Source organism: Parapedobacter deserti (genome assembly GCF_042646065.1).
GTDB classification, from domain to species: domain Bacteria; phylum Bacteroidota; class Bacteroidia; order Sphingobacteriales; family Sphingobacteriaceae; genus Parapedobacter; species Parapedobacter deserti.
Genome location: NZ_JBHRTA010000023.1, coordinates 1 through 22,456, shown reverse-complemented (window position 1 = coordinate 22,456; position 22,456 = coordinate 1). Strand labels below are relative to the sequence as shown.

Sequence of the window (22,456 nt, the reverse complement as noted above, 5' to 3'; positions counted from 1 at the left end):
GCTGGCACTATCCCTCCGAAATATCTAGATGTTCAAACTTCAGAGGAATACTAGGAAATTGATATCTAAATAGCCACCTCAATCGGCATTTATAAAGGTGCGAAGCTTGAATAAAAACATCCAAATTCGGTGCTGAGCGTTTTTTAGCGGATTCAATTTTCAATAAACCGTATAGTTCTGAACTGAATTAGTCACGACTAATCTGACAGTTACGATCAAAAAAGTAACTTTAAAACAGATTAAGTTATATTTGACAACACAACAAAAGATCATCAGGAACAAGTTAGCAAATTATCGAGAACGCTCAACTTCATTCCTGCCACTGTTTCAAGTTCATAAAACAATTAATTCCTGAATCACTTTTTCACATCATTGAACCACCAAATCTTACTATTATTTTTTGAGCTGTGACAGCTAACATTCTGCTGGCTATAGGTGAAGTACCTACCAATAAGATCGTATAGTCGCTGATCATAAAGCTTTAGTTCGGCATTTGTGTTGACATGATTATGAATTCCATCCCCAAGCTCAACATTTTTGTTTACATCAAACCAGCTCTGTACACCCTCTGCAAAGTATTCTTCGGGGCTTGATATGGCATAGGTGTTATGCCAGAGTCCGTCCTTCAGTGCCTGATTATAGGTGATATAAAGCTCCTCGTTGAACTTATTATCAATAAATGAAATTCCCAGCATATGTACGGCATGCGCGAATTCGTGTATCAAGATGTCTTCTCCCTTATAGCGATCCGTGTCCAGACACAGAATATTTTCTTCCCCACAACTTGTCAATGGGAAATCAGTCCACCCTCCCATTCCCCGCGCTCGCCAATTAATTGATTGGTCGAATTCACTATACTCAGGTAAATCCGTCATTTGCTCGTTTCTGCCTATGATGGCTATCCGGGAATTGTTATCAATTAATTTAGCCTTAAGAGCCTGATTCTTTCCCAGCATCATCAGGATAATTTTCCTCGCTTTATAGAATGCTTCGTCGCTTACATCATCTGAGCCTAAGATAGGCAATCCCGAGGCATTCAGATATTTTTTGTAATGGGGATTGAAACGAAATTCTCGTGGAGGATAAGATATCTGAGAAATTGAATCATTTAATAAGAAATCAGATTTCACAACATGTCCGAATTTGTTAATAAACTGTTTTAGCTCATGAGTCTCACTATGAGGTTCCATTGATGCACTTATTAACGAGGAAACGTCCTGGCCATCGATGAGCAGTTCCAAGTGGTCCGCCCAGAGTTGACCATCCCCGAGTAGGTATACTCCAATGTCAATAGACATTGTTGAGTCCGGTATCGGCAATGAAATCGAGTATCTATTCCATGGTTTGGTGCCGTGAAGATTATCCGATATCATTTCTTCACCAGCAATTTGTCCACTTGGTCCATTGATTATCACGGCAAGCCCCGCTCTGCCCTCAATGTTGTATAATTTTAAATACCCGGACAGTTGAACTTCATTACCCCTAATAATTGGTTCTATACGCTTCGCAACGAAAGCGATGGAGTCGTTCTCGGATCTTTCTTGGTTTGATTGGATGAATAGGGAAGCATTGCCCTCGTATTTTTCAGTGAAATCGACCTTTATGATATGGCCACCTCCATAGGTTTTCCAAGAAGCGGGCATATGACTGCTGTCGGCAATACTTTCAAAATTGAGATTTAAATCTACAATCTCTTTCGGTGTTTGAGCCGTACAAGAAAGTGCCCATATAATTAGGGGAAAAAGTAATTTTCTCACTTGTTATAAATATAGTTGTATAATTGCTTCGGATTGCATATTTAATATATTTTTTTGACATTTGCTATTTCACTGACCACAATTTCAATTGTCGTGTCACACAGAGGGATAGCAATTTTGCTTCTTTCAAATGCTGAGTTCTTATTCAAAAACCTAGCATAAGCCAACCTGACCATGAGCAGGTCATTGATGTTGAAAATACGGTGGCTCTCCTTCCGCAAGGGTTTATCACCTTCGGTCATAAAGATGTGTATTGCTTGATTGAAATTTAGGTCCGCAGCGTCATCCTCCTTTTTCAGCAGGGAAATGAATGCCAGTTCGCTATAACTCCTGAAGTGCAGGGAATCTTTTTTCGTGATAATCATTTCAAATGTTTTCTACAGCACTATCTAATTTGTTGTATTTTTTCTCTACCAGGCCTTTTAAAAGCCAAGTTTCGACATTCTTCGGATCTTTCTCGGCCAATTTATTCCAATAGCCCCAAGAGTCATGGCTATTGGTTTCATCCATGGACATTAATAATAGATGTCGATAAGTAATGATATTATTCATGTCGATTTTTAATACTTCAGAAAATTTCTCCCTTGCTTGATCAATATGATTTGATTGTGACAACCGGACGGCTTCCATGGCTAACGAGTTTGCCTCACGTTTCAGCTTTTGCTGCTCATACCGTTTATTCTCTCTTTTTACCTGTTCCGGATCGTTTAAAAACGAAAACTTGCCCAAATACAGATCGGGCGCCGTTGATTGAGGGGTCCAACCGTCACGATTCGGGTGTGTAAATTCCCGGTCTGGTTTGAACTGGATGATCCCCCAGGTGTTGTCGGTTTCAGAAAGTGCGTTTCGCCACTAAGGGATAAAAATTGGGTTATTACTTTATCCGGACAAAATGTAAAATAGGTCCGTCAAGATAAGAATGGTTTAAAATCATTGTATCAGCAGAAATCTCGCACCCTATAAACGACTCTTCGATCTGTAACGTAAATGCTTCGTTTGAAGATTCCAATGGTTCGTGACGAAGCTGGTATGAATACTGACCTGTTTCTAAATCAATCAGGGTTTCTGTATCGCTGCTTACCACCAGTGTTCCGTTTTCCTGAAATTTATAAATAATATTATTGCAAGAATGGTCTATTGTCTTCGGCTCATGGAAAACAGTCTGGCCTTTGACCAACATCCACTCCCCGATGATATCGTCATCCTGGCCATTTTTTGCTTTTACTTGACACCGTTGCCCCTCATCATCAGGCTCACTGTTCTTGCTGCATCCCCATACACCTATCAGGAATACGATCACTAACCGAAAAATTACGTTGTGCTTGTTTAAAATTGGCGTTCTCATAATCAGATTATTATGATCAAAATAGCGCATTCGAAGAAGACGCCTGAACAAAATTAGCTAATAAATTTTTATAAAGCCGGCTACGCAAGCAAAAAGCAGTGTTTTTTACTGCTTCAGACCACTTTTTTCAGTGTGAACCGCCATTTCCAATGCCGCTATCCGCCATGACGAGCGGCAGGAGGCTGCGAAGGGTTACAATGGAATTGAACAGTTCAAAGCGGCGGTTCAGTGCAACCGATGTCACCCTGTTTTCGGTTGCTATGGTTTTGCGTCCCGTGTTGAGGTCGAAGCATCTATTTTCAATACATACCTGCCGAATGAATTTTCAGCTTTTCGTACCTAGCAAGCAGGTATCTCGTCCTTAAAAAACCTTACAAATCTCGATAATCCTCGAATCTCTACTTTTAATACTCCAGTTTTCAGGGGGGAGGTCACATGGGCATATTGAATCCTCACTATTTTAATTTCCCCATCGCCGATTCCAGTTCCTCATCTCCGCTCTTTCAATACCAGTTGGGATAGCTATATTAATCCGGATCGGGCACTCGATGACCTATCGCTGGATAAGGTCGTAAAGTTTATCGAAAAGAGCAAACCAGGGAAAGGAAACGCCGCTTACCGACGACCCGCTTACCGTGTTGACGAAGTTTGAGCTCATCAAGGATAGCCAGGTAACCAATGCCGGATTCCTGTTGTTTGCAAAAAACGATGTCTTTCAGGCAGCTATTGAGCTGGGCCGCTTCTCCACACCAACCAGCATCAAGGATGGATTGACCGTCCGCAGTGACCTGTTCGGCGAAGTGGAAGAGTTACTGGGGTTCATCCGCAAACACATCAATAAAGGATACATCATCACTGGCGATCCGCAGCGTGAAGAGCGTTGGCAATACCCGATGCCGGCGTTGCGAGAAATTGTCATTAATATGATCGTCCACCGTGATTATATGAGCAGCGGCGATTCATCGGTAAAAATCTTTGACGATTATATTGAGTTCTTCAATCCCGGCCATCTGCCGGATACGATCACTATAGCGCAATTGCTTGCTGACGAGTATTCGTCGTATTCCCATAACCGGAAAGTCGCTGCTACTTTTAAAGAGGCTCAATTGATAGAAACCGTTCGCGAATGGCGAACAGCTTCATCGCCATTGAAAACAAGCAAAGCCGATGAAAACTATGGTTCAGGGATTCGTCGAATCCGGGAAGCGTTTGAACTGTATGGGCTGAAAACACCTAAATTCGAGAATTTCCAACATGGATTCCGTGTTATTGTGTACGCTGAGACGACAACCAATATCGATAAAACGACAAGGAAAACTGTGGGGAAAACTGCTGAAATTTTTGATTTCATAAAATCAAATCCACAAATCACGCGGGAGCAGTTGGCTGATGAAACGGGGTTGTCGGTTCGAGGGGTAGAGTATCATCTAAAAATACTGCGAGAAACCAACCGAATTAATAGGGTGGGATCAAAAGGCGGCCATTAGGAGGTCATCGGCGACTAAATTATACATCTATCCGTAGCTGATTTTAGGGGAGATTACAAATTCTCCTTTTTGTCTCACAAAACGAACGTAGTACAGGGCATAGTTAATCACTATGTGAACAAATGGAAAGCGAAAACTGTTCAAAAGGTTAAAGAGAGCTGAGATTGTGAGATGAGAGATGTGCAACGAGTGATGGCAGATCGGAAAATGTTATTACGCTAAAAGCGCGTATTGATTAAACATTCGCTTAATACTAATAATACTACTCATGTTTGGAATACAAGACATACCGAAATTTATTATGGCTTTCTTTGTTTTACTGCCCTTGATTTCCACTATTCACGAAGCAGGCCACGTCTTTTTCGCTTGGCTTATGGGGGGGAAAAACATTAAAATCACCATAGGAACGGGGAAACCACTTTTCAATTGGTCAATTATTGAAGTGCGGCAATATTACTTTTGGTACGGAGTCTGTACGTTCAATAATATCAAACGTGAAAAAAAAATAGCTAATATTCTTATTTTTTCAGGTGGCGCTCTGTTTAATTTATTGGGTACAATCGCGGTTATTTTACTTGTGCAGCATGAAATTATCAACGAAAGCCTTTTCACGTACCAGTTCACATATTTTTCGCTGTATTACATCTTCTTTGCGCTAATCCCTACTCCCTATCCAGATGGAAGCTTTAGCGATGGTAAGATTATTTTTGATCTATTACGTGGTAAAGAGGATATCATAAAGGACCGGATATTTAGAATCTATAGGGAAAATAGCACGGATCATTGGCGGATATTTGATGATAAGAATAATTTGATTGGAAGCTACCAAGACCAGATAAAGGCTTTGGCTATGATCAATGAAATTGCACAAAGCAATCGGCCAAGTAAGGTTATCAACGGAAAAGACGAGGATGGTGAAGAAATAAGTAATTACCCAAGGATTCCACTTTAACCCCACGGTTTTCAATATCATTCCGTAGATTTACATCATGGCCATCAACCATAAAAACCTAAAAGACCTATTATCCCCGCAGAACTATAAAATTATGGTTCAAAAATCAAACATGTAGTTCATAGGGCGGATACACATCACGGGATGGGTTGAATACTTCAAGCTGGCAGACATGGGTACCCTTCTATCCAAAGTCGATGAGTGGTACCGCAGAAGGCTCAGGATGGTGATCTGTAACCTGCAAGGGATGCACCATGAAGCCCAGAATTCAAAAAGCGTGAACCGATGATCCGCCGAATCCGCACGAAATACGTCGCCCCCGGGTGTTTGCCCTTCCGGCCATTCCAGTAATCCGCCCATCTTTACCGGAGCAGACAATGCCGAAAGCTTTTCCCGGGCTAGGGTGTAGAATTCACTTGCTTTTGCCCGACCCACCATATTATCCAGCAATTCCGTATACGACGCTGTATGTTTCCTCAGCTGCTCGTTGCTAACCTGAAGGATATCCACAACGCACCGATCGGTTAAAAAAGAAGGTATAAAAGAAGGCAAATCGGAGGTGGTAAAAAATTTACTTTTCAACACTGATTTTAGTGATGAAAAAATCGCCGCTTTAGCTTCCGTTTCGTTGGATTTTGTGCGGAACGTTAAAACTAAAGTCCCGCGTAAATAAGTGGTGTTTCCGAGCAGTAGCGTGTCTTTACCGATAACCAATCTGTCTGGCGCCTAACGCGAATAGTAAGCTGCCTATCATCCTTATTCTCATTCCAACGCATTACTTGTTTTGTGTATAGGTGAAAATTGGTCGATCTTAACATACTCAGCCTATCTCGTATTTATCCGCCATACGGGGAGAAAGTGGAACTTATTTTCTCCAGGCCGGGAAAACCCACGGACAATCCGTATATTGAGTCCTTTAACGGGAGCTTCCGGGACGAGTGCCTCAACACAAACTGGTTCCTATCGCTGGAGGATGCAAGGGAGAAAATCGAAGCCTGGAGGGTGGAATACAATACCTTCAGGCCGCACAGTTATCTGGGGGACATGACCCCCCGAAGTGTTCATAGGAAGTCAGGTCAAGAAAGCCGAATCCTCTACTTTAGGATGACTCGGAGTTCGGGAGGAGGTCAATTATTGGAATTCTTTAGTTTTGGGTGTAGCTAGTTAGGGGAAGATTACACATATATGAAACATTTGTACAAAGTTCAATTTTCATTCTTCGATCGAACTTTTGTGCTAAAAACACACTACATCGCCAAGCCCCAAACCGTTTGCACCAAATTAAGACGACTGTCCCAAATGCAGGCTGAGGGCTGTCCCGCCAACTAGCCTAAAATCTGCAAATATAGGCGCCTGCATCAGGGTAAGCAGGGTCTGACGTAAAAGGTCTGTGACGGTATTCCAGTACAACATGCTCTAAATTTATCTACTTGACCAATGAGTCAGTCCCCAATATTCCAGCTACACGGTGATCTCCGTAGTAATCCGTGATATATTTCTTTTCTTCGTTGTTGCCCCGCTCAAAGACTCTTCGGATAATAGCTGTGGCGTGTTTCTCTGAATCCAGCTTATTGATATCCGTATCCCAGAAAAGCCCCTTACGCAACTTACCCAACTCAAAGTTACCTTCGGTTGATTGCTGTCTTTTTCGGTAATCTTCGATCTCGTAATAGGCCTGCATCATCAACATAGTTCCCTCTGCATACCCCAATTCCTTGTCGATCTTGAACGACAGTTCAACGGGTAGTTTTCTCCTGCCTTTGGTAATAGCATTCAGGGTTTGGCGACGCTGGTCAACGGCAGTGGCAAACCGATTTTTGGCAATTTTCCTCTTTTTGAGTTCATGCTCCAAGATCAATCCCGGATGGATACCTTTGTATTTCTCTATTGCAGCTTCCATAAATACAAATGTAAGCAAATTAGCTTACTAAAACAAATGACCTCATCCCATTTTAATGTTCCGATAGAGCGATATGGGGTATACATCATGATGGCGAACACGTCCAATACAAATATGCTGACGGAAGTATGCCGGCAGCCTACAGAAAGGGCGACGAGGTGACAGTTTATTACAAATCTCAATAATCCTCAAATCTCTACTTTTAAATACTCCAGTTTTCAGGGGGGAGGTCATAATCAAAGTCCCATAGGATGGCGATGGCATTCTTGCCTAAAGAAAATTATTGCATATATTTGAGAGTTACCCCAATTTAAAACGACAAAATGAGGAATCACTTATTAATTCTATTAGCCCTCATCTCATTTTCTTCTTTTGCGCAAAATGAAACTGAGTATTTGACGAAAAGCGACATCGAAAGTGATTTGGCATTTCTTGACGAAATCCTTCAAAGCAAATCTTCCTACCTAGGATTAAATGGGTACGATTACAAAGAAGATTTTAATGCGTATTTAATAGGGATTGAAGAAAAATTAATAACCAAATCAGATTTTGGATTGTTTCTCTCCAAGACAATCGGAAAAATCGGAGATAGGCATTCCGGTATATTAGGGTATGATTTGCCCGAAACTCGCTATTTCCCTCTTGCGTTTGCGCCATTTCAAAACAAAATTTTAGTGCTCAATTATGATACGATTCAAAAGAAATATGGCTATTGGAATTCGGAATTCCCGTATCTAAAATCAATAAACGGCATGTCCGTCGAAGAAATAGTGCCACAGATCCGTCCCGAAGACATTCTCTCCCCGCGAAGTTCATACTTTACCCGTGCCGTTAGGGATTTAAGAGATATTGAGACCGTTTTTAGCATCCTAAATCTTGATATTTCCAATTCTCTTTCCATCACACTTGCAAATGATAGCGGGCTCAAGAAAGACGTATATGTTGAATTGGTATCGAGAGCAGAAAGGCCAAAATTGTGGGATGAACGGTTTCATAAAAAAAATTTTCTCTTTGATTATTTTGAAGAGCAACGGAATGATAGAACGATTATCGAACAGTTTTTCACGTTAGAAAGCAATATTGGATACATTCAAATTCCTTCCATGGTAGCAAGAGAAGACAGTCCTGTGTTTTTCGAACTACTCAATGATTTTATGGAAAAGGCAAAGCAAAGTGATGCGCTAATTATTGATGTTCGTGATAATGGTGGCGGGACTCGTGATTTAATTCAAGAACTGGCTGGTTATTTTGTTCATCCAGATTCTGTTTATGTTGTCAATGCTACAAAGCAAAGGGCGCCGACTCCTTTACCGGAAGAATATGTAGAAAGATTACATGGCCGGTATCTATTTTCTTTTTCAGAATTGGACAGTAGTGCGCAAAAAAGCGTTAACAACTTCCTCAAGGCCTTTAAGCCGATGTATGAATTGGACAACGAGAAATTTAGCGCGTATTATTTCTATATTCTCGATGGCCAGAAGATTACCAAAAACAAATACCATTACAACAAACCTATCTATATATTAGCCAATGAAAGGACTTTTAGTGCGGCATCAGTACTTGTATCTGTATTCAAAGGATTGCCGAACATTAAAATTGTTGGGGTAAATACGGATGGTTCAAGTGGAAATAGTGAGCGGTTCGAATTGCCAAATTCAGCGTTGGAAGGAAGAATCAGTACAATGGTTTCCTTTCAAAAGGACGGAAAAACATTGGATGGCATAGGTACAGAACCTGACATTTTCATTGAAAGGAGCTTGGAGCAAGTATTTTTGAATGAAGATCATCAACTTGAAGCATTAAAAAATATAATAAAAGAATAATGATCGCTTGGTTCATGACCCACTAGAACCAGTGTAGCATAATGCCCATTCTTCTGCCATGGACGTTCAAAATTTGACCTTATGTCAAAAGTTATTAAGGGGTCCGGCATACACGTTTTATTTTTTCTATTTCCAAGCGTAGCTCCGTATTGTCGCTAAGCATTTGCCTGATACGGGTAAAAACACGCATGATTTGAATGTTGACAGCTACCGCCCTTTCGCTATTCAGAATACTGGACAGCATAGCCACTCCCTGCTCGGTAAAGGCAAAGGGAGTGGCAGGACTGAATTTGACCCCTTCAGGAAGGTTATCACAAATTGTGATAAGCTCCTGCCATTCATCCTTGGTAAGCTGAAACATAAAATCATCTGGGAACCTGTTTTGTTTCCTCTTCACTGCTTGTTTGAGTATGTGATTTTCCACTTCGTACAATGCAGCAAGATGAAAATCCAACATCACTTTCTGTCCTCTGATGTTGAAAATTTGAGTTCATTACAGATTCGGTAGCTATCACTATCTCGTCGTTATCTAGTTCGGTTTTGGCCATCAGTTGGTCGTTTGGTCTTGAAGTCACAAATTGTGACCTCAAGACGGATAATCTACTTGAGGTAAATATAGGTGCTTAGTTTTTGACCAATAATATAGATGAAAAATACTAAAAAATTTACTTTTTTGGTGTCGCGTTTATGAAAGTTTGAGCTCATCAAGGATAGCCAGGTAACCAATGCCGGATTCCTGTTGTTTGCAAAAAACGATGTCTTTCAGGCAGCTATTGAGCTGGGCCGCTTCTCCACACCAACCAGCATCAAGGATGTGATTATATGAGCAGCGGCGATTCATCGGTAAAAATCTTTGACGATTATATTGAGTTCTTCAATCCCGGCCATCTGCCGTATACGATCACTATAGCGCAATTGCTTGCTGACGAGTATTCGTCGTATTCCCGTAACCGGAAAGTCGCTGCTACTTTTAAAGAGGCTCAATTGATAGAAACCGTTCGCGAATGGCGAACAGCTTCATCGCCATTGAAAACAAGCAAAGCCGATGAAAACTATGGTTCAGGGATTCGTCGAATCCGGGAAGCGTTTGAACAATACGGGTTGAAGGCACCGAAGTTTGAAAATTTCCAGCATGGATTCCGTGTTGTTGTGTATGCTGAGACGGCAACCGATATCGATAGAACGTCGGGGAAAACGTCGGGGAAAATCTTAGCGTACATACGAGAGAATCCCGATATCACCATACCTGAGCTTTCGCTGTTACTGGAAATTACTGAGCGTTCTGTAGAGCGGAATATCAGCCAATTGCAAAAGGACAAGAAATTATCGCGTATCGGTCCGGCAAAGGGTGGCCATTGGGAGGTCATCGGCGACTAAATTTATACATCTATCCGGAGCTGATTTAGGGGAGATTACAGGGGGAACGCAACCCGGTGGAGGGCAAGTTCGGGCAGGCCAGACAGCCTATGGCATGGACAGGATCAGAGCCCGTTTGAAACCCACCAGCGAAGCGTGGATTGCCTGCATCATCATGGTGCTTAACCTGGTCAGACTGGCCGGGTAGGCATCCCTGTGGTTGATTTTTCAGACGGTTACAAACCTTATGACTTTTTCAGCAAAATGCAAACTTGCACTCGTTGCGCTGCTAAACAAGAGCCCATCCGCTACAAAAACTGCCGACCGTGAATTTATCAGATGGAAAATCGCCCGCTGAGTTTTTCAGCAGGCCCTATTTACCAAAATGATACCGCAACAACTAAAAGGCACAAATTTCACAGTCGTCGAAATTTTGCCGTCTCAGGTTGATACTGAAATACCCAAACAATTGGGGTTTACTTCAAAGGGCATAAATGTTCACGAGTTTGTAAGCAAAGCGATTGACGCTATTAACAGCGGCAAAACAGAATTTTCGCCCGACCCGAATGTTCCCCTGCGTAAACTGTTGGACAGACTTTTGCCGAAGGTAGTCTGTTGAATATGGCAGATAAAATCAGTAGAAAGATGATAAAAGGCGAATCCGGAATCTCTCGTCAAGAAAGTCCGCGCTGATTTGGCCAAGGGAAAGCCTAGTCACCACAGCCGTTAAAGTGAAATCGGAAGTGTGCTGGCCAAAATGAAAAAGAGACTGACCAAAAAAGGCAGTCTCTTAACTCTGTTCGCAGATTCATAGCAGTCTTTCGCCAATCACATGCCCGCTTGATTCAGGTCAATGACCATGAAATTATTGGCCTCCCTACTGGCCAATAATAATTGGTCGCCATCTACAGCTATACCGTAAACCCTGCGTAGCAAGGGGTCTTGGAGGTAGCTGATCACGTGTGGTGTCCCGGGCGCTGAAATGTCGATGATGCCCACCGAGTGGTTTGAAGAGTTCAACACAAAAGCCTTGTCTTTCCAGATGGCTATTCGGCCAGGTCCCCGCATATACACATCGCTGATGTGCGAACGCACCTGTGGGTGTAGCGGGTCGGATATGTCAAACGACCAAAACGTATGTGCATTATAAGCCACCACAAAGAGATGGTCTCCAGCTATGGCGATGGCACACGTACCTTTTAGCAAGGTGGGGTCATATGTACGATCCGTAATGACGGGGTTGCGTTTATCCCGAATATCAACCGTGATAAGCGAGGACCCGGGTCCGTAGCCGGCCAAATACAAGATGTCCCCTTGGGTGATGGCGGCAAACGCCCCGTCACCGGTATGGAATGAGCTGATGATGGTCGGCTTATCGGGCTGATGGAGGTCCAGGATATAGACCTTGCTTTCCGAACTATGCGTCACATAGGCATAGTCACCGTCAATCCAAATCTTCCGGAGCCGGGTGTAGTTAGATTGGTAGTGGGGCAGGAAGCTGCCCTCTCCGCCTACGGTCAACGCATGAACCTTTCTTGGGTGGTAGGGGTCGTCAATATCGTAGACACTAATCCGGCAGTTTGTCATCGATACTACGTAGAGGTAATGACCTTTGATGGCTACACCGAACGCATCGAGGATATCCGGATCCCGTAGACTATACGCCAACACCGGGGATTTGGCATCCTTATAGTCGATGATAGCCACGTTGTTGCCGTCCCGGCAGGGGATATAGGCAAATTTTTTGTGGATGAGGATATCTTCCGGCTCGTTGATTTCCTTGACATCGCTCACCATACCCACCATCGTCTGCGCAATCGGTGTTCGGAGGTGGTTAGGAATGTTATCTGGGCCGTTGTGTACTCGTTGGAGGGTATTGTGCAGGAAATCTTTGGCAAAAGCCGCCCGCAGCACAAAGCCCTTGTTGGTAGCAAACAGGGTGATGACCGAGTCGGTCGTCTCCACCCTTATCCCGTGGTCCATCCAGTCTCCTGCTACGGTGGGTAGGGCGCCGAGACTCCACCAATTACGCCCATAATCCAGTGTCAGGAATACTTCCTTTGCGCCGGTATACGTACTGTAGTAAGCGGCACCGTAGCCAATGTTGACGAAATCGTCTGCCGACCCTGCTAACGTCGCGCATCGCTCCCACTTATATCCCAGGTTGGCGCTGTGGTACACATAGCCATTTTGATCCGCCTGGAGCACGTGAGCCATCCCCAAGTATTCGGTGGCGAACAATGCTGCATCGGTCAGTTTCTCCATGCGGTTCCAGGTTAGGCCATCGTCCGTACTTTTATACACAGTGCCATCCCATCCGTTGACGATGATGCCATTTCCAACTTTTTCCAACCGATACAATGCATTCTTCGAGATGGCGCCGAGGTCTGTCCATGTGTCGCCTTTATCGGTAGAGCGATAGATGTGACCACCCTCGGAATTCGTATCCGTGACCAGCAACGTGCCGTTGGTGGTATACATGATGGCATAGGCAGCCGCATAGTTTTCGGTGTTTTTATTGGTCGTAAGTTGCTTCAATAGCGTCCATGACTGGCCACCATCGCGCGTGCGGTATACCTCGGCATGGCTGGTGAGGATGTAAAACTCTTGCTTACGACCTGTTTCAGCGATGCAAGTGATGTCATGTGGCGTAGGATTGGCTACAAAATACCAGTTAGCCCCTTGGTCATCGCTGAGGTAGATTTGACCTTTTTGCGCACCGCGGGTAGCCAAGGCGATGGTTTGCGCATCCAGCTGCCGTATGGCGTCAATTCGTCCGCCGGCAACCACTTCCTGCACCGACCATTTGGTAAACTCGGGAACGATTTGGGTGGCTATAGAGAGGCTGTCCATGGTAGCTTGCCCGTAAGTGACCAGCAGCCAACAGTTGGCGATTAAGATTCCGGCTATTTTTTTTATGTTCATCACAACGCGTCTAGTTTTGCCACCACATTTTACTGTTCATATCATCGCCGCCAATTCGCTGCGAGGCCTCGCGATAGTTGTTTTGATTGAGCGATTGTTCCGATAAAGGATATGGGAGCCGCGAGGGTATCCGGCCATCGTTGACATTGGTCGGGCCGGGTACAAGGCGGGGGTAGCCCGTCCTTCTGTAATCGCTCCACGCTTCAATGCCCGTGAAAAACAGGCTAAAGTACTTCTGGAGGTATACCTTGGGCAGTGTGCCATCGAAGGCTACACTGGGGTGAGTGAGGTAGTCATCGTTGAATGGGGCACCCCAATAGTCAAATGAATGTTTGATACCATCATGGTAGGCTTGTTGTGCGTCACCCTGGTAAAAGCCTCGGATGGCAGCCTCTGCCTTCAGGAAAAATACCTCCGAAGCGGTCATCCAGATGGCTGCTTCACGATCCGTCTGGAAGCGTGTACCCAGGTACGATTGGAAATTATATCCACCGTTGTAATTTGCAGATTCAGTAACCGGCAGGGCGTTTGGCAAGCCTACGTAAACCGGATTGGCCGTGTTGGCCGAGGCGTTGGTCGGGCGGGCGAATTGGTAAAGCCTCGCATCCCCGAATTTGGTCAAAGAATCAACCACAAATGCACTGACCGATTTGTATTTGAAGTCAAAATCACGCACGTAGCTTGGCGCAAGGGGGAATACATCGGGGAAGCTGCCTTGGTACCGATAAAGGAAGTTGTCGGCGTTGCTTTCCATCACCGGGTACTGAGCGGGATCGGACAGGATCTGGCCAATTAGCGCACTGGCTTCCGCTGGTTGCCGCTCGGTGGTGCGCATGAGTAAGCGGAGCAGTAGACTGTTGCCGAATTTTTTCCATTTGAGCATATCGCCCTGATAAATGAGGTCGCCACCGAAATCCAATCCAGCAGTGACGTCTATCAGCTGGCTATACCGCTGTAACTCGTCAATCAGGCCTTTGTAAATGAATTCTTGCGTATCGTACTTCGGTGTAAACACGTTGGCCGCAGTGGCCTTACCGGCCTCGCTATAGGGCACGTCGCCAAAGGCGTCCGTTATCATGGAGAGGATGAAGACCCTGATCATACCCGATATGGCCGCGTAGTTGCCATGCCCGGTACCGTTTTCAACCATGCTGTTGATGTCATTGAGGTCGCGCAAGCGATTGTATAAATTCCATACCTGATTGGAATTTGATGGTTGCAGCTTGAATCGCTGCACCTCCGTAAACGTATTATTCATGCAGGTATACTGAATCAATTCGTTGTTGATTTCAAAGGCGCTATGGGTGAGCGTATTGGAAATGCTGTACATTACTTGCGGCAATACAACACCCGGATTGACGGCCGAGGGCACGTTAGGATTGGTATTGTCTATTTTTTCGCAGCCTCCGGCAGCAAGGAAGATGATGGCGCATATCATGGTTATTTTAATATTCATGGCTATAGTGTTAAAGTGAAAGTTTGATGTCGAATCCGAAGCTCCGTGTGGAGGGAATTTGTGCATTTTCGATACCGGGCACAATGGTGCCGCCAGACACGAATGAGGTTTCGGGGTCGATATGGGGCGCTTTTGCAAAGAGGAGCAGGTTTCTACCTACGAGGTTCACATGAACGGATTTGAGCGGTGTTTTTTTGATGAGTTTGCTAGGTAGCCGGTAACCTAGGGTCAATTCACGCAGTTTGATGAATGATGCGTCAAAGGAATTGGACTCTACGTTTGGCCGGCGGTAAAAGCCGCGGTAATACGCATAGGCCGATACCCGCTCGGTATTGGGTGAGTAAGTGCCATCATCGTTGAGGACCACACCGTCTCCAACGATGCCTTCTTCGCGTCCGGGCAGCGTATTCGACAAGCTACCAGCTTCGGTGCCCGTCACATGGGTAAACGAATAGATGGTGCCGCCCAGTCGCCCGTCAAATAGAAAGCCCAACGACCACGTTTTGTAGTTGAGGGTGTTTTTTATGCCGGCAATCAAGTCGGGATTGTAGTTGCCGATTTTCATCGTATTGTTGGTAAATACGGGTACACCACCCCGGTAGATAATCTGGCCGGCTTCGTTTCGCTGGAGGCCGATGCCATAGATATCGCCCATGCGGCCACCTACCCGTGCTTCTACTGTGGCGCCTTGGGCCGATGCCATGACGTAGCTCTCCACGCCATCTGCAAGTTCAACCACTCGGCTTCGGTTAGCCGCGGCGGTCAAGGTAATATCCCAGGTCAACTGATTTTTGATCGGTGTGACGGTCACTAGTGCTTCCCAGCCGCGGTTGTTGATTTTTCCTGCATTCATGATTTTATCGGTGTACCCCGTGCTGATAGATAAGGGGCTACGCAAAATCTGGTTTTTACTTTGGGACGTATACCAAGTGAAATCCACGTGTAGCCTGTTGGCAAGCAATCTAAATTCGGTGCCCACCTCAAAAGACGAGGTAATTTCGGGCTTTAAATTGAAATTGGGCATGGTTGCCGGTAAGCCTACAGTGCCGGGAAGCGTGCTGTATTCATAGTATGCGGCAGTCTGGTAGGGGTCCGTGTCGTTGCCTACTTGGGCAAATGAGCTTCTTAGTTTCCAAAAGTTCATCCAAGTTGACCGGATGCCGAGCAAATCGGAAAGGATTGCACTGGTCGAGATCGATGGATAGAAATACGAATTATTACCTTCGGGCAGTGTACTGGACCAGTCGTTGCGTCCGGTCAGTTGCACAAATAGCTGGTTTTTATAGCCCAGGTCAGCAAAGGCATATAAGCTGTTTACACGTTTTACGGTATTGACCTCACTAATCGCAGGCCGGGTACCGGCATTACCCAAATTGTACACGCCTGGGATGGTGAGGCCGTTGGCGGTTGCTGTGTTTTGGGCGGTGTTTATTTGGAGATTGTTTCCCCCAATGTTTGCAGACCAATGGACACTCCCCGTTTCTTCGCCTTGGTACGTTACCAAGAAATCAGAATTGCGCTCCAAGTAGGTCAGATCCTGGCGGCGATACAACCCTTTTGTATTGACTACTGAACTGTAGGGGCGCTGCGAGCTGCGCATCTCGCCGGAGTAATCGATGCCGGTGCGGACCATTGCTTTCAACTGCGGCAGGATTTGAAAGTCAACCGCCGCATTACCAAACACTCGGTTACGCTTCATCCCGTTCAGTTGTTCGTACATCGTAAGGTAAGGGTTATCGCCCCAGGTAAAATAATAGTCTTGCTTGACGTCTTCCTGTCCGGGTACCCAATACCGCTTAAACCAATTGATGTCCGCGTTGCGCTCAAACCAGATGAAATTGTAGGTGGGGGATGAACCTCCGTATCCGACAATCGGTAAATTGTCGCTGTAGCTATTGATGTAGTTCATATTGGCCCTTACCGATACCTTGGTTGAGATGTTTGCCGTCGAGTTCAGGTTAAACTGATTACGCTTCAATTCGGTGTTAGGCATGACGCCTGTTTGGGCGTAGTTGTTATAGGAAGCCCTGAAGTCGCCCAGTTCCCCGGATTTAGACACCGATACGCTGTTGATCAATGTGCGGCCCAGTTCGTAGAAATCCCTGACGTTGTTTGGGCGTGCCTCCCACGGGATTGCCACTCGGTTTCCATCGGCATCAAGTGGTGAGCCGAATTGGATGAAGCGCTGTCCCTTGAAGGGCGCACCCCAGTTATGGCCGGAGTTGCTGGTATTGGGGCCGTCGGGGCCATCCCCATAGGAATAGTACGTGAGCCCGCTGCCGGTGCCTCCACCGTATTCATTCTGGAAATCGGGCAGCTTTAGTACTTGGTCAAATGTCGTGTTCGAATTGATGCTCACGCCCATGGTGGTTGATTTTGATGCACTTTTCGTGGTGATGATAACGGCGCCATTTGCTGCCCTGGAACCATAAAGCGCGGCTGCGTTGGCCCCTTTCAGTACGCTGATCGATTCGATATCATCCGGATTGATCTCGGCTCCGCCACTGCCGTAATCAACCGAGAGGTCACTGCTGCTACCGGTGCCATTGTTGTTGTTGATAGGTACACCATCAACCACGACCAGGGCTGCATTTTTATTGATGTTCAACGAAGACTCACCACGCAGTACGATGCGCGACGAGCTGGCCATGCCACCGGATGTCATGGTCATGTTCATGCCGGCTACCTTGCCTTGCAGCGCCGTCAATGCGTTTCCACTTTTTGCAGTGTTGATGTCATCGCCCTTTATCTCCTGGATGGACGTTCCGATACGCCGCTTCGCACTTGTCAGTCCCAATGAGGTCACCACCACTTCCTCCAATGCGTCCGTTGTACTTTTCAAGGTGATGTCGAGCGTCTTGGGCTGATCGGCGCTGACCGTAACAGCGTCTAACTGCACGCTTTCATAGGAAATGTAACTCACGCGGATGGTGTAGGTGCCTGGCGCCACTACGATTTCATACTTGCCGTTTGGGTCTGTCTGCACGGAGCGCCCATTTTCCTTTACCGTGATTGTTGCCCCCTCCAGGGGAGCCCTGTTTTCATCAACAACACGGCCTGTTATCCGCGCGGTTTGCCTTGGTGGTAGCACAGCCATCGTGTGGGTTTTGGCGACCTTTTTTCCGCTGTCCTTTTTGATGGTGACGATTTTGTTTGCAATGGTGTACGTGTAAGCCGATTCTGCGAAACAGCGATCCAAAACCTGGTTTATTGTTGCATTTTTGATATCCAGGCTAATCGCGTCGGCGTCGGTAAATAGGTCAGCATCGTAAAAGAAATCATAGGAGGCCTGCTGACGGATATCTTCGAGAATTTCCTGTATGGTTGCGTTTGCTTTTTTGATGGATAGGGTTTGCCCCAGTGTGGTAGCGCTCACATGAAGCAGGCAACATAGGGTCAGTAGCATAGTTATTTTCATAACACGCATGATTTGATAATATTTCATATTTTTGTCTTACTGTTAAAAGATAAAATGTTGGTCGAACAATGTTTACGCAAGCTTTTGACAACCGAGCAGGAGGTGCTTCCGACACCTTCTGCTTTCTATTGAAAAAGCTTGCCGGGCGAAGTGTTGCTTGTTTTATTCCTTGACGATAATCCTCCTTTCTTTTACTTCCAATTTCACCTGTTCCGTAGCGGCAATCATGTCGAGGATAGCCGATAGGGGTTGTTTCCTGGATACCATGCCGTTGAACCTGATTTTACCCAAGTGTTCGGGGTAGGATACCTCCACGTCATACCAGCGGATTACTTCCTCGAGGATGTCTGACAAGCGTTCGTTACGGAAAATGAAGTCACCGTTTTTCCAGGCGATCGCTCGTGCCACGTCCGCGTTTTCGACGTGGATGCGGGCACCGACCTGGGCTTGCATGTGCGGGCTTAGCACTTCGTGGTCTCCTGTAGTGCGCGAAATGACCTTTACCTTTCCCGTTACCAAGGTAGTGCGCTCGGTATGGTAGCTGGTATAGCTGTTTACGTTGAATTGCGTGCCCAGTACCTGTATGGTTTGGCGATCGGTTTCAACCAAGAAGGGCACCCGTTCATCACCTTGCCCAGGTACGGCTACGCGCGATTCGGCAATGTCAAAATAGACTTCGCCCGTCATGCGTACCCGGCGTTCGTGCTTGCTGAATACTGTGGGGTACGAAAGGGACGAAGCCGCGTTTAACCAGGCTTTAGAGCCATCGGGAAGGACGATCTGATAGCTGCCGCCGCGCGGGGTGGCCAACGTATTGGTCTGGTGCGCGTTGGCATGGTCTTGCGATGTGGTACGGTATTCAAGTACTCCCTGCCCATTTTTCGATATGGTGACGCCATTGTCGTTGGAAATAACCCCTTCTTGTATGCCGTCCAACGCAATGCGGGTCCCGTCGGCTAGTGAGAGGATTGCCTTGTCGCTGCCCGGCAAAATGATGTCGCTTGTTGGGCTATCGGAGCGTTCTCCAAGGGTTTGACGGTAGATGAATATGGAGGTCGCCAGTACGAAAAACAGCGAAGCGGCAATGGCGGTGTATGGGCGTAGGGAAAGCCACAACGGTCTGCGGCTGCCGGTCTGCGCGGCATGGAACTTGGGCGAACGTTTAATCGCTGCCAACATGGTGTGGACGGTGTGTTCGTCGGGTTCTTTTCCAGGCTGGTCCTTTGCGATTTCTTCGTACCAGGCTTCAAGACGTCGGACCTCTTCATCCGTACATTCGTTACGGTGATACTTATCAAGCAGTGCAGCTAGTTTCTTTTCCATACACATCGAGGGCGCCATTTGTGCCCTGTTATGAGTATAGTAACCGAAAGGAAAGTTTTTGCTATTCTAAAAAGCACATTTAAAGATTTCTTAATCGACTTAACGATATGTTAACCTTTAGATGGTGCGTGCCCTTCAGAAAAAAAGAAAATAGGAGGTGTTTTTCAATGCAGCTACGAATCGTTTGCGGATCACTTTGAGCTGGTTGTAAACCGTGTGAGGCGAGGTGGCGAGCATATCGGCTATTTCCGAAACGGTTTTGTTGCGTACGTAACGCAAGGTATACACTTGCTTCATGCGGGGCGGGAGCTCCGTGATGGCGATGTCAAGCAGGGATTCCAATTCCTCATTGTGCGCCTGCCTGAACGCGATTGACAATTCATCCGTATCGGCGATCTCTTCAGGTAAGTTATCCCAAATGGTTACGAAATGCGGCAGGTGTTTGTTTTTCCGATAGTAATTCAGTACCCGATTGATGGCCATACCGTAAAGGTAAGGGTAGATCTCTCCCTGGGGCTGTATGGTATCCCGCTTTTCCCATAGCGATAAAAAGAGGTCTTGTGTGAGGTCGGCCACAGCGGATTGGTCATTGATGCGCTTGCTGATTTCTTTGTACAGCAGCCGGACATAGCGTTGGTAGATTCGGTCAAAAGCGCCTTCGTTCCCTTGCTTTAGGGAATTCCAAAGTTCATTATCTGTTTCTAAAACGTCGCTGCCGAATTGCATGTTGTACGATCCTACTTGGCTATATCGGGGTTTCTAGCAGCCAAAGTTAGGAACTCTGTTCTATCGAAATTATTATGTTTATGTTAAGCTGGTGTAAGTCTCTCGTGTATTCAGGATTATAATTCCCCCGGAAACTCGGGCAGTAGATTAAATTATAAATTTGTTTAAATTTACTGTATTAGGTTACAAACCTATTTTGAATATTATAACTCGGAAAGAAGACACCAAAGTCTGGAAGATCAAACCCCAAAGACCGTTTACAAAATGGTGCCAAAAAAAGCAGCATAATGGAAAACCAGATATCACTTAATTTTTAACAAAATCTGTCCAAAGTTTTGGGGGAATTATACTACTACGCATAGACTATGATTTAAACGGGCGCATTCGGCGAATAGGAGATAGGCGATTCGATTACGATCTTGATGGCCATCTACGTGCGGTGAGTGGCGGCGCGGTAGATCGTAATTTTATGAGAAAATACCGGATGATCCAGCGTACGAATAGTTGAAATAGCGATCTAAAGCTACCGAATGAGACGCTTCAAAGCGACCTGATTTCTCGCTCGACTTAATGCTTCCCTACTCATATGTAAAAATTTGGCAAGATCTGTTAACGAAACTTCCATTAACCATTTCTTGTGTGACTTTAGCAACTGAAGGTATCTCTCTTCCGGCGATCGAAGCGTGAGTATCTCATGATGTTCTCGCTTCATTTTAATCATCTCCTGAGAAAGGTCCACGCATAATTGGAGCAGGTCCGGCTCTTTCCTAAACGTTTTAATCATCTTTTCCATTGGATACAACATAACGATACTTGGAGAAATGGCGCTTATAGAATAAGGCAACGCTTCTTGTTGATGAAGTGAGTTCCAATTATCAATATATTCAAGATTACCGCGAAAGGCTGATATCCTTTCGTTACCTTTTTCATCTAAATAGTAAAGTTTTATCAGCCCGTGAATAACAAATATTCCAAAATTCAATCGTTCTCCATGCCTCAAAAAAATTTCATCTTTTTCAAGATATTTCACAACCGATATTTCCTGTAATTTTACCCAACTCTCAACCGTGACGTAAGGATATTTTTCAGACAATTTTTGGTAAAAATCCTTTATTATTCTAAAATCATCAATACCTGTCATTCACCAATTATGTTGTTAAACCCTAACGCTATAAAGGTATGTTTTTTTCAAGACATCCTTGCGGGACAGAGTCATTTCCACGCAAATGGATATCCCAGAGTAGCTTTTTTCGACTTGTCATTGGCAATAACGATTGTGATTAGCATCACATGTTGTGGCGTTTTTGTCTTTTATCTTTGATGGAATCGAGAAAGTTGCAAATAGTTTAAAAGTAATTATATCATTATGGAACAAGAAAAGAAGATTACGGAATTATTCGCCAAATACGTTTCCTATTGGAATCATCATGACCTCGAAAATTGGGGTAAGTTATTCACCGAAAACACCAAATTTATCACTTGGTCAGGAGTGATGTATAAAGATAACGCGGAAAATATCGAACAACATCGTAAAGCCCATCAAACGCTGTTGGCGCAAAATCAGCATATGACATATCATCTCAGCATATTAAATATTAGCCTAATTCGGGATGATGTTGCCCTCGTTTATGCCGCATGGGATTGGAAAGATTTCAAAATCGAAAATTCGCGTACAGCGACGCGTACCGGAATATTAACCATGTTGTTATTAAAAGAAAACGGAATATGGCTCATTCGAACTACACAGAATACGCGTACATCGTAAGATCTGAAATAAGTTAACTATCAACGGAGCGAGTGGAACAATAAAATTGCTGGTTTTGTCAGCTACGGTGCGACGGGTGGCATAAGGGCAATAGAACATTTACGATTGATATTGAGCGAGAGACTGTAAAATCAACTGTGTCAAGAGTTATAAAATGTTAACTTAGTCACAGTTTAAAATGAAAGAAAAGCAAGAAGAATTCGATTACGAGGAGATGAAAGCG

Annotated in this window: 19 protein-coding genes and 2 pseudogenes; 8 read left to right on the top strand and 13 right to left on the bottom strand. The window is 45.1% G+C overall.

All coding sequences use genetic code 11. The features are described 5' to 3' along the window. Positions 1-356: 356 nt before the first annotated feature. From ACFOET_RS08120 to ACFOET_RS08105, 4 genes are all read right to left on the bottom strand, one after another. Positions 357-1,757 (bottom strand): hypothetical protein, encoded by a 1,401-nt coding sequence (locus tag ACFOET_RS08120; protein WP_379021404.1) that lies wholly within the window; start codon positions 1,755-1,757, stop codon positions 357-359. Between the two features lie 41 nt (positions 1,758-1,798). After that, on the bottom strand, positions 1,799-2,122 hold the full coding sequence (locus ACFOET_RS08115; RefSeq protein WP_379021402.1) for a hypothetical protein: 324 nt from the start codon (positions 2,120-2,122) through the stop codon (positions 1,799-1,801). Position 2,123: 1 nt separating this feature from the next. Continuing rightward, positions 2,124-2,486, bottom strand: a complete 363-nt coding sequence (locus ACFOET_RS08110; RefSeq protein WP_379021400.1) for a tetratricopeptide repeat protein — start codon at positions 2,484-2,486, stop codon at positions 2,124-2,126. A 145-nt stretch (positions 2,487-2,631) separates the two neighbouring features. Beyond that, positions 2,632-3,102: a hypothetical protein gene (locus tag ACFOET_RS08105; RefSeq protein WP_379021398.1), complete on the bottom strand. Its 471-nt coding sequence runs from the start codon at positions 3,100-3,102 to the stop codon at positions 2,632-2,634. Between the two features lie 638 nt (positions 3,103-3,740). On the opposite strand from ACFOET_RS08105, the gene ACFOET_RS08100 reads away from it, so the two are divergent. Next, complete coding sequence (locus ACFOET_RS08100) at positions 3,741-4,589, top strand: ATP-binding protein (protein WP_379021396.1); 849 nt, start codon at positions 3,741-3,743, stop codon at positions 4,587-4,589. Between the two features lie 268 nt (positions 4,590-4,857). Then, positions 4,858-5,541 carry a site-2 protease family protein gene (locus ACFOET_RS08095; RefSeq protein WP_379021394.1) on the top strand — a complete coding sequence of 228 codons (684 nt, stop codon included), beginning with the start codon at positions 4,858-4,860 and terminating at the stop codon, positions 5,539-5,541. 99 nt (positions 5,542-5,640) lie between these two features. Here ACFOET_RS08095 and ACFOET_RS21385 read toward each other — a convergent pair whose 3' ends face one another. After that, positions 5,641-6,051, bottom strand: coding sequence for a hypothetical protein (locus ACFOET_RS21385; RefSeq protein ID WP_456320329.1), 411 nt, complete (start codon positions 6,049-6,051; stop codon positions 5,641-5,643). 348 nt (positions 6,052-6,399) lie between these two features. Here ACFOET_RS21385 and ACFOET_RS08085 point away from each other — a divergent pair. Then, positions 6,400-6,705: pseudogene (locus ACFOET_RS08085) on the top strand (integrase core domain-containing protein); the annotation flags it as partial. Positions 6,706-6,967: 262 nt separating this feature from the next. Here the strand turns inward: ACFOET_RS08085 and ACFOET_RS08080 are convergent. Then, a complete protein-coding gene (locus tag ACFOET_RS08080; protein ID WP_379021390.1) occupies positions 6,968-7,441 on the bottom strand; it encodes a helix-turn-helix transcriptional regulator in 474 nt (157 codons plus the stop codon). Between the two features lie 323 nt (positions 7,442-7,764). Between ACFOET_RS08080 and ACFOET_RS08075 the strand changes: the two genes are divergently transcribed. Further along, complete coding sequence (locus ACFOET_RS08075) at positions 7,765-9,264, top strand: S41 family peptidase (protein ID WP_379021388.1); 1,500 nt, start codon at positions 7,765-7,767, stop codon at positions 9,262-9,264. Between the two features lie 94 nt (positions 9,265-9,358). Here ACFOET_RS08075 and ACFOET_RS08070 read toward each other — a convergent pair whose 3' ends face one another. Continuing rightward, positions 9,359-9,739 carry an ORF6N domain-containing protein gene (locus ACFOET_RS08070; RefSeq protein WP_379021436.1) on the bottom strand — a complete coding sequence of 127 codons (381 nt, stop codon included), beginning with the start codon at positions 9,737-9,739 and terminating at the stop codon, positions 9,359-9,361. A 347-nt stretch (positions 9,740-10,086) separates the two neighbouring features. On the opposite strand from ACFOET_RS08070, the gene ACFOET_RS08065 reads away from it, so the two are divergent. Next, the gene (locus tag ACFOET_RS08065; protein WP_379021386.1) at positions 10,087-10,641 is read left to right on the top strand and encodes an ATP-binding protein; all 555 of its coding nucleotides are present in this window, start codon (positions 10,087-10,089) and stop codon (positions 10,639-10,641) included. Positions 10,642-11,448: 807 nt separating this feature from the next. Here ACFOET_RS08065 and ACFOET_RS08060 read toward each other — a convergent pair. The 5 genes from ACFOET_RS08060 to ACFOET_RS08040 form a co-directional block, all read right to left on the bottom strand. Further along, a complete protein-coding gene (locus ACFOET_RS08060; protein WP_379021384.1) occupies positions 11,449-13,545 on the bottom strand; it encodes a hypothetical protein in 2,097 nt (698 codons plus the stop codon). Between the two features lie 10 nt (positions 13,546-13,555). Beyond that, the gene (locus tag ACFOET_RS08055) at positions 13,556-15,001 is read right to left on the bottom strand and encodes a SusD/RagB family nutrient-binding outer membrane lipoprotein (RefSeq protein WP_379021382.1); all 1,446 of its coding nucleotides are present in this window, start codon (positions 14,999-15,001) and stop codon (positions 13,556-13,558) included. A 10-nt stretch (positions 15,002-15,011) separates the two neighbouring features. Then, entirely contained in the window at positions 15,012-18,419 is a 3,408-nt protein-coding gene (locus tag ACFOET_RS08050) for a SusC/RagA family TonB-linked outer membrane protein (RefSeq protein WP_379021380.1), read from the bottom strand. A 162-nt stretch (positions 18,420-18,581) separates the two neighbouring features. Then, complete coding sequence (locus ACFOET_RS08045) at positions 18,582-19,742, bottom strand: FecR family protein (protein ID WP_379021378.1); 1,161 nt, start codon at positions 19,740-19,742, stop codon at positions 18,582-18,584. A 135-nt stretch (positions 19,743-19,877) separates the two neighbouring features. Then, entirely contained in the window at positions 19,878-20,468 is a 591-nt protein-coding gene (locus ACFOET_RS08040) for an RNA polymerase sigma factor (protein WP_379021376.1), read from the bottom strand. Between the two features lie 168 nt (positions 20,469-20,636). Between ACFOET_RS08040 and ACFOET_RS08035 the strand changes: the two genes are divergently transcribed. Then, positions 20,637-20,756, top strand: a complete 120-nt coding sequence (locus ACFOET_RS08035; RefSeq protein ID WP_379021434.1) for an integrase core domain-containing protein — start codon at positions 20,637-20,639, stop codon at positions 20,754-20,756. 235 nt (positions 20,757-20,991) lie between these two features. Here the strand turns inward: ACFOET_RS08035 and ACFOET_RS08030 are convergent, their stop codons facing one another. Further along, positions 20,992-21,609, bottom strand: coding sequence for a Crp/Fnr family transcriptional regulator (locus ACFOET_RS08030; RefSeq protein ID WP_379021374.1), 618 nt, complete (start codon positions 21,607-21,609; stop codon positions 20,992-20,994). 225 nt (positions 21,610-21,834) lie between these two features. On the opposite strand from ACFOET_RS08030, the gene ACFOET_RS08025 reads away from it, so the two are divergent. Beyond that, positions 21,835-22,233 carry a YybH family protein gene (locus tag ACFOET_RS08025; protein ID WP_379021372.1) on the top strand — a complete coding sequence of 133 codons (399 nt, stop codon included), beginning with the start codon at positions 21,835-21,837 and terminating at the stop codon, positions 22,231-22,233. A gap of 33 nt (positions 22,234-22,266) precedes the next feature. Further along, positions 22,267-22,362, top strand: a pseudogene (locus tag ACFOET_RS08020) (hypothetical protein); the annotation flags it as partial. Positions 22,363-22,456 lie beyond the last annotated feature (94 nt).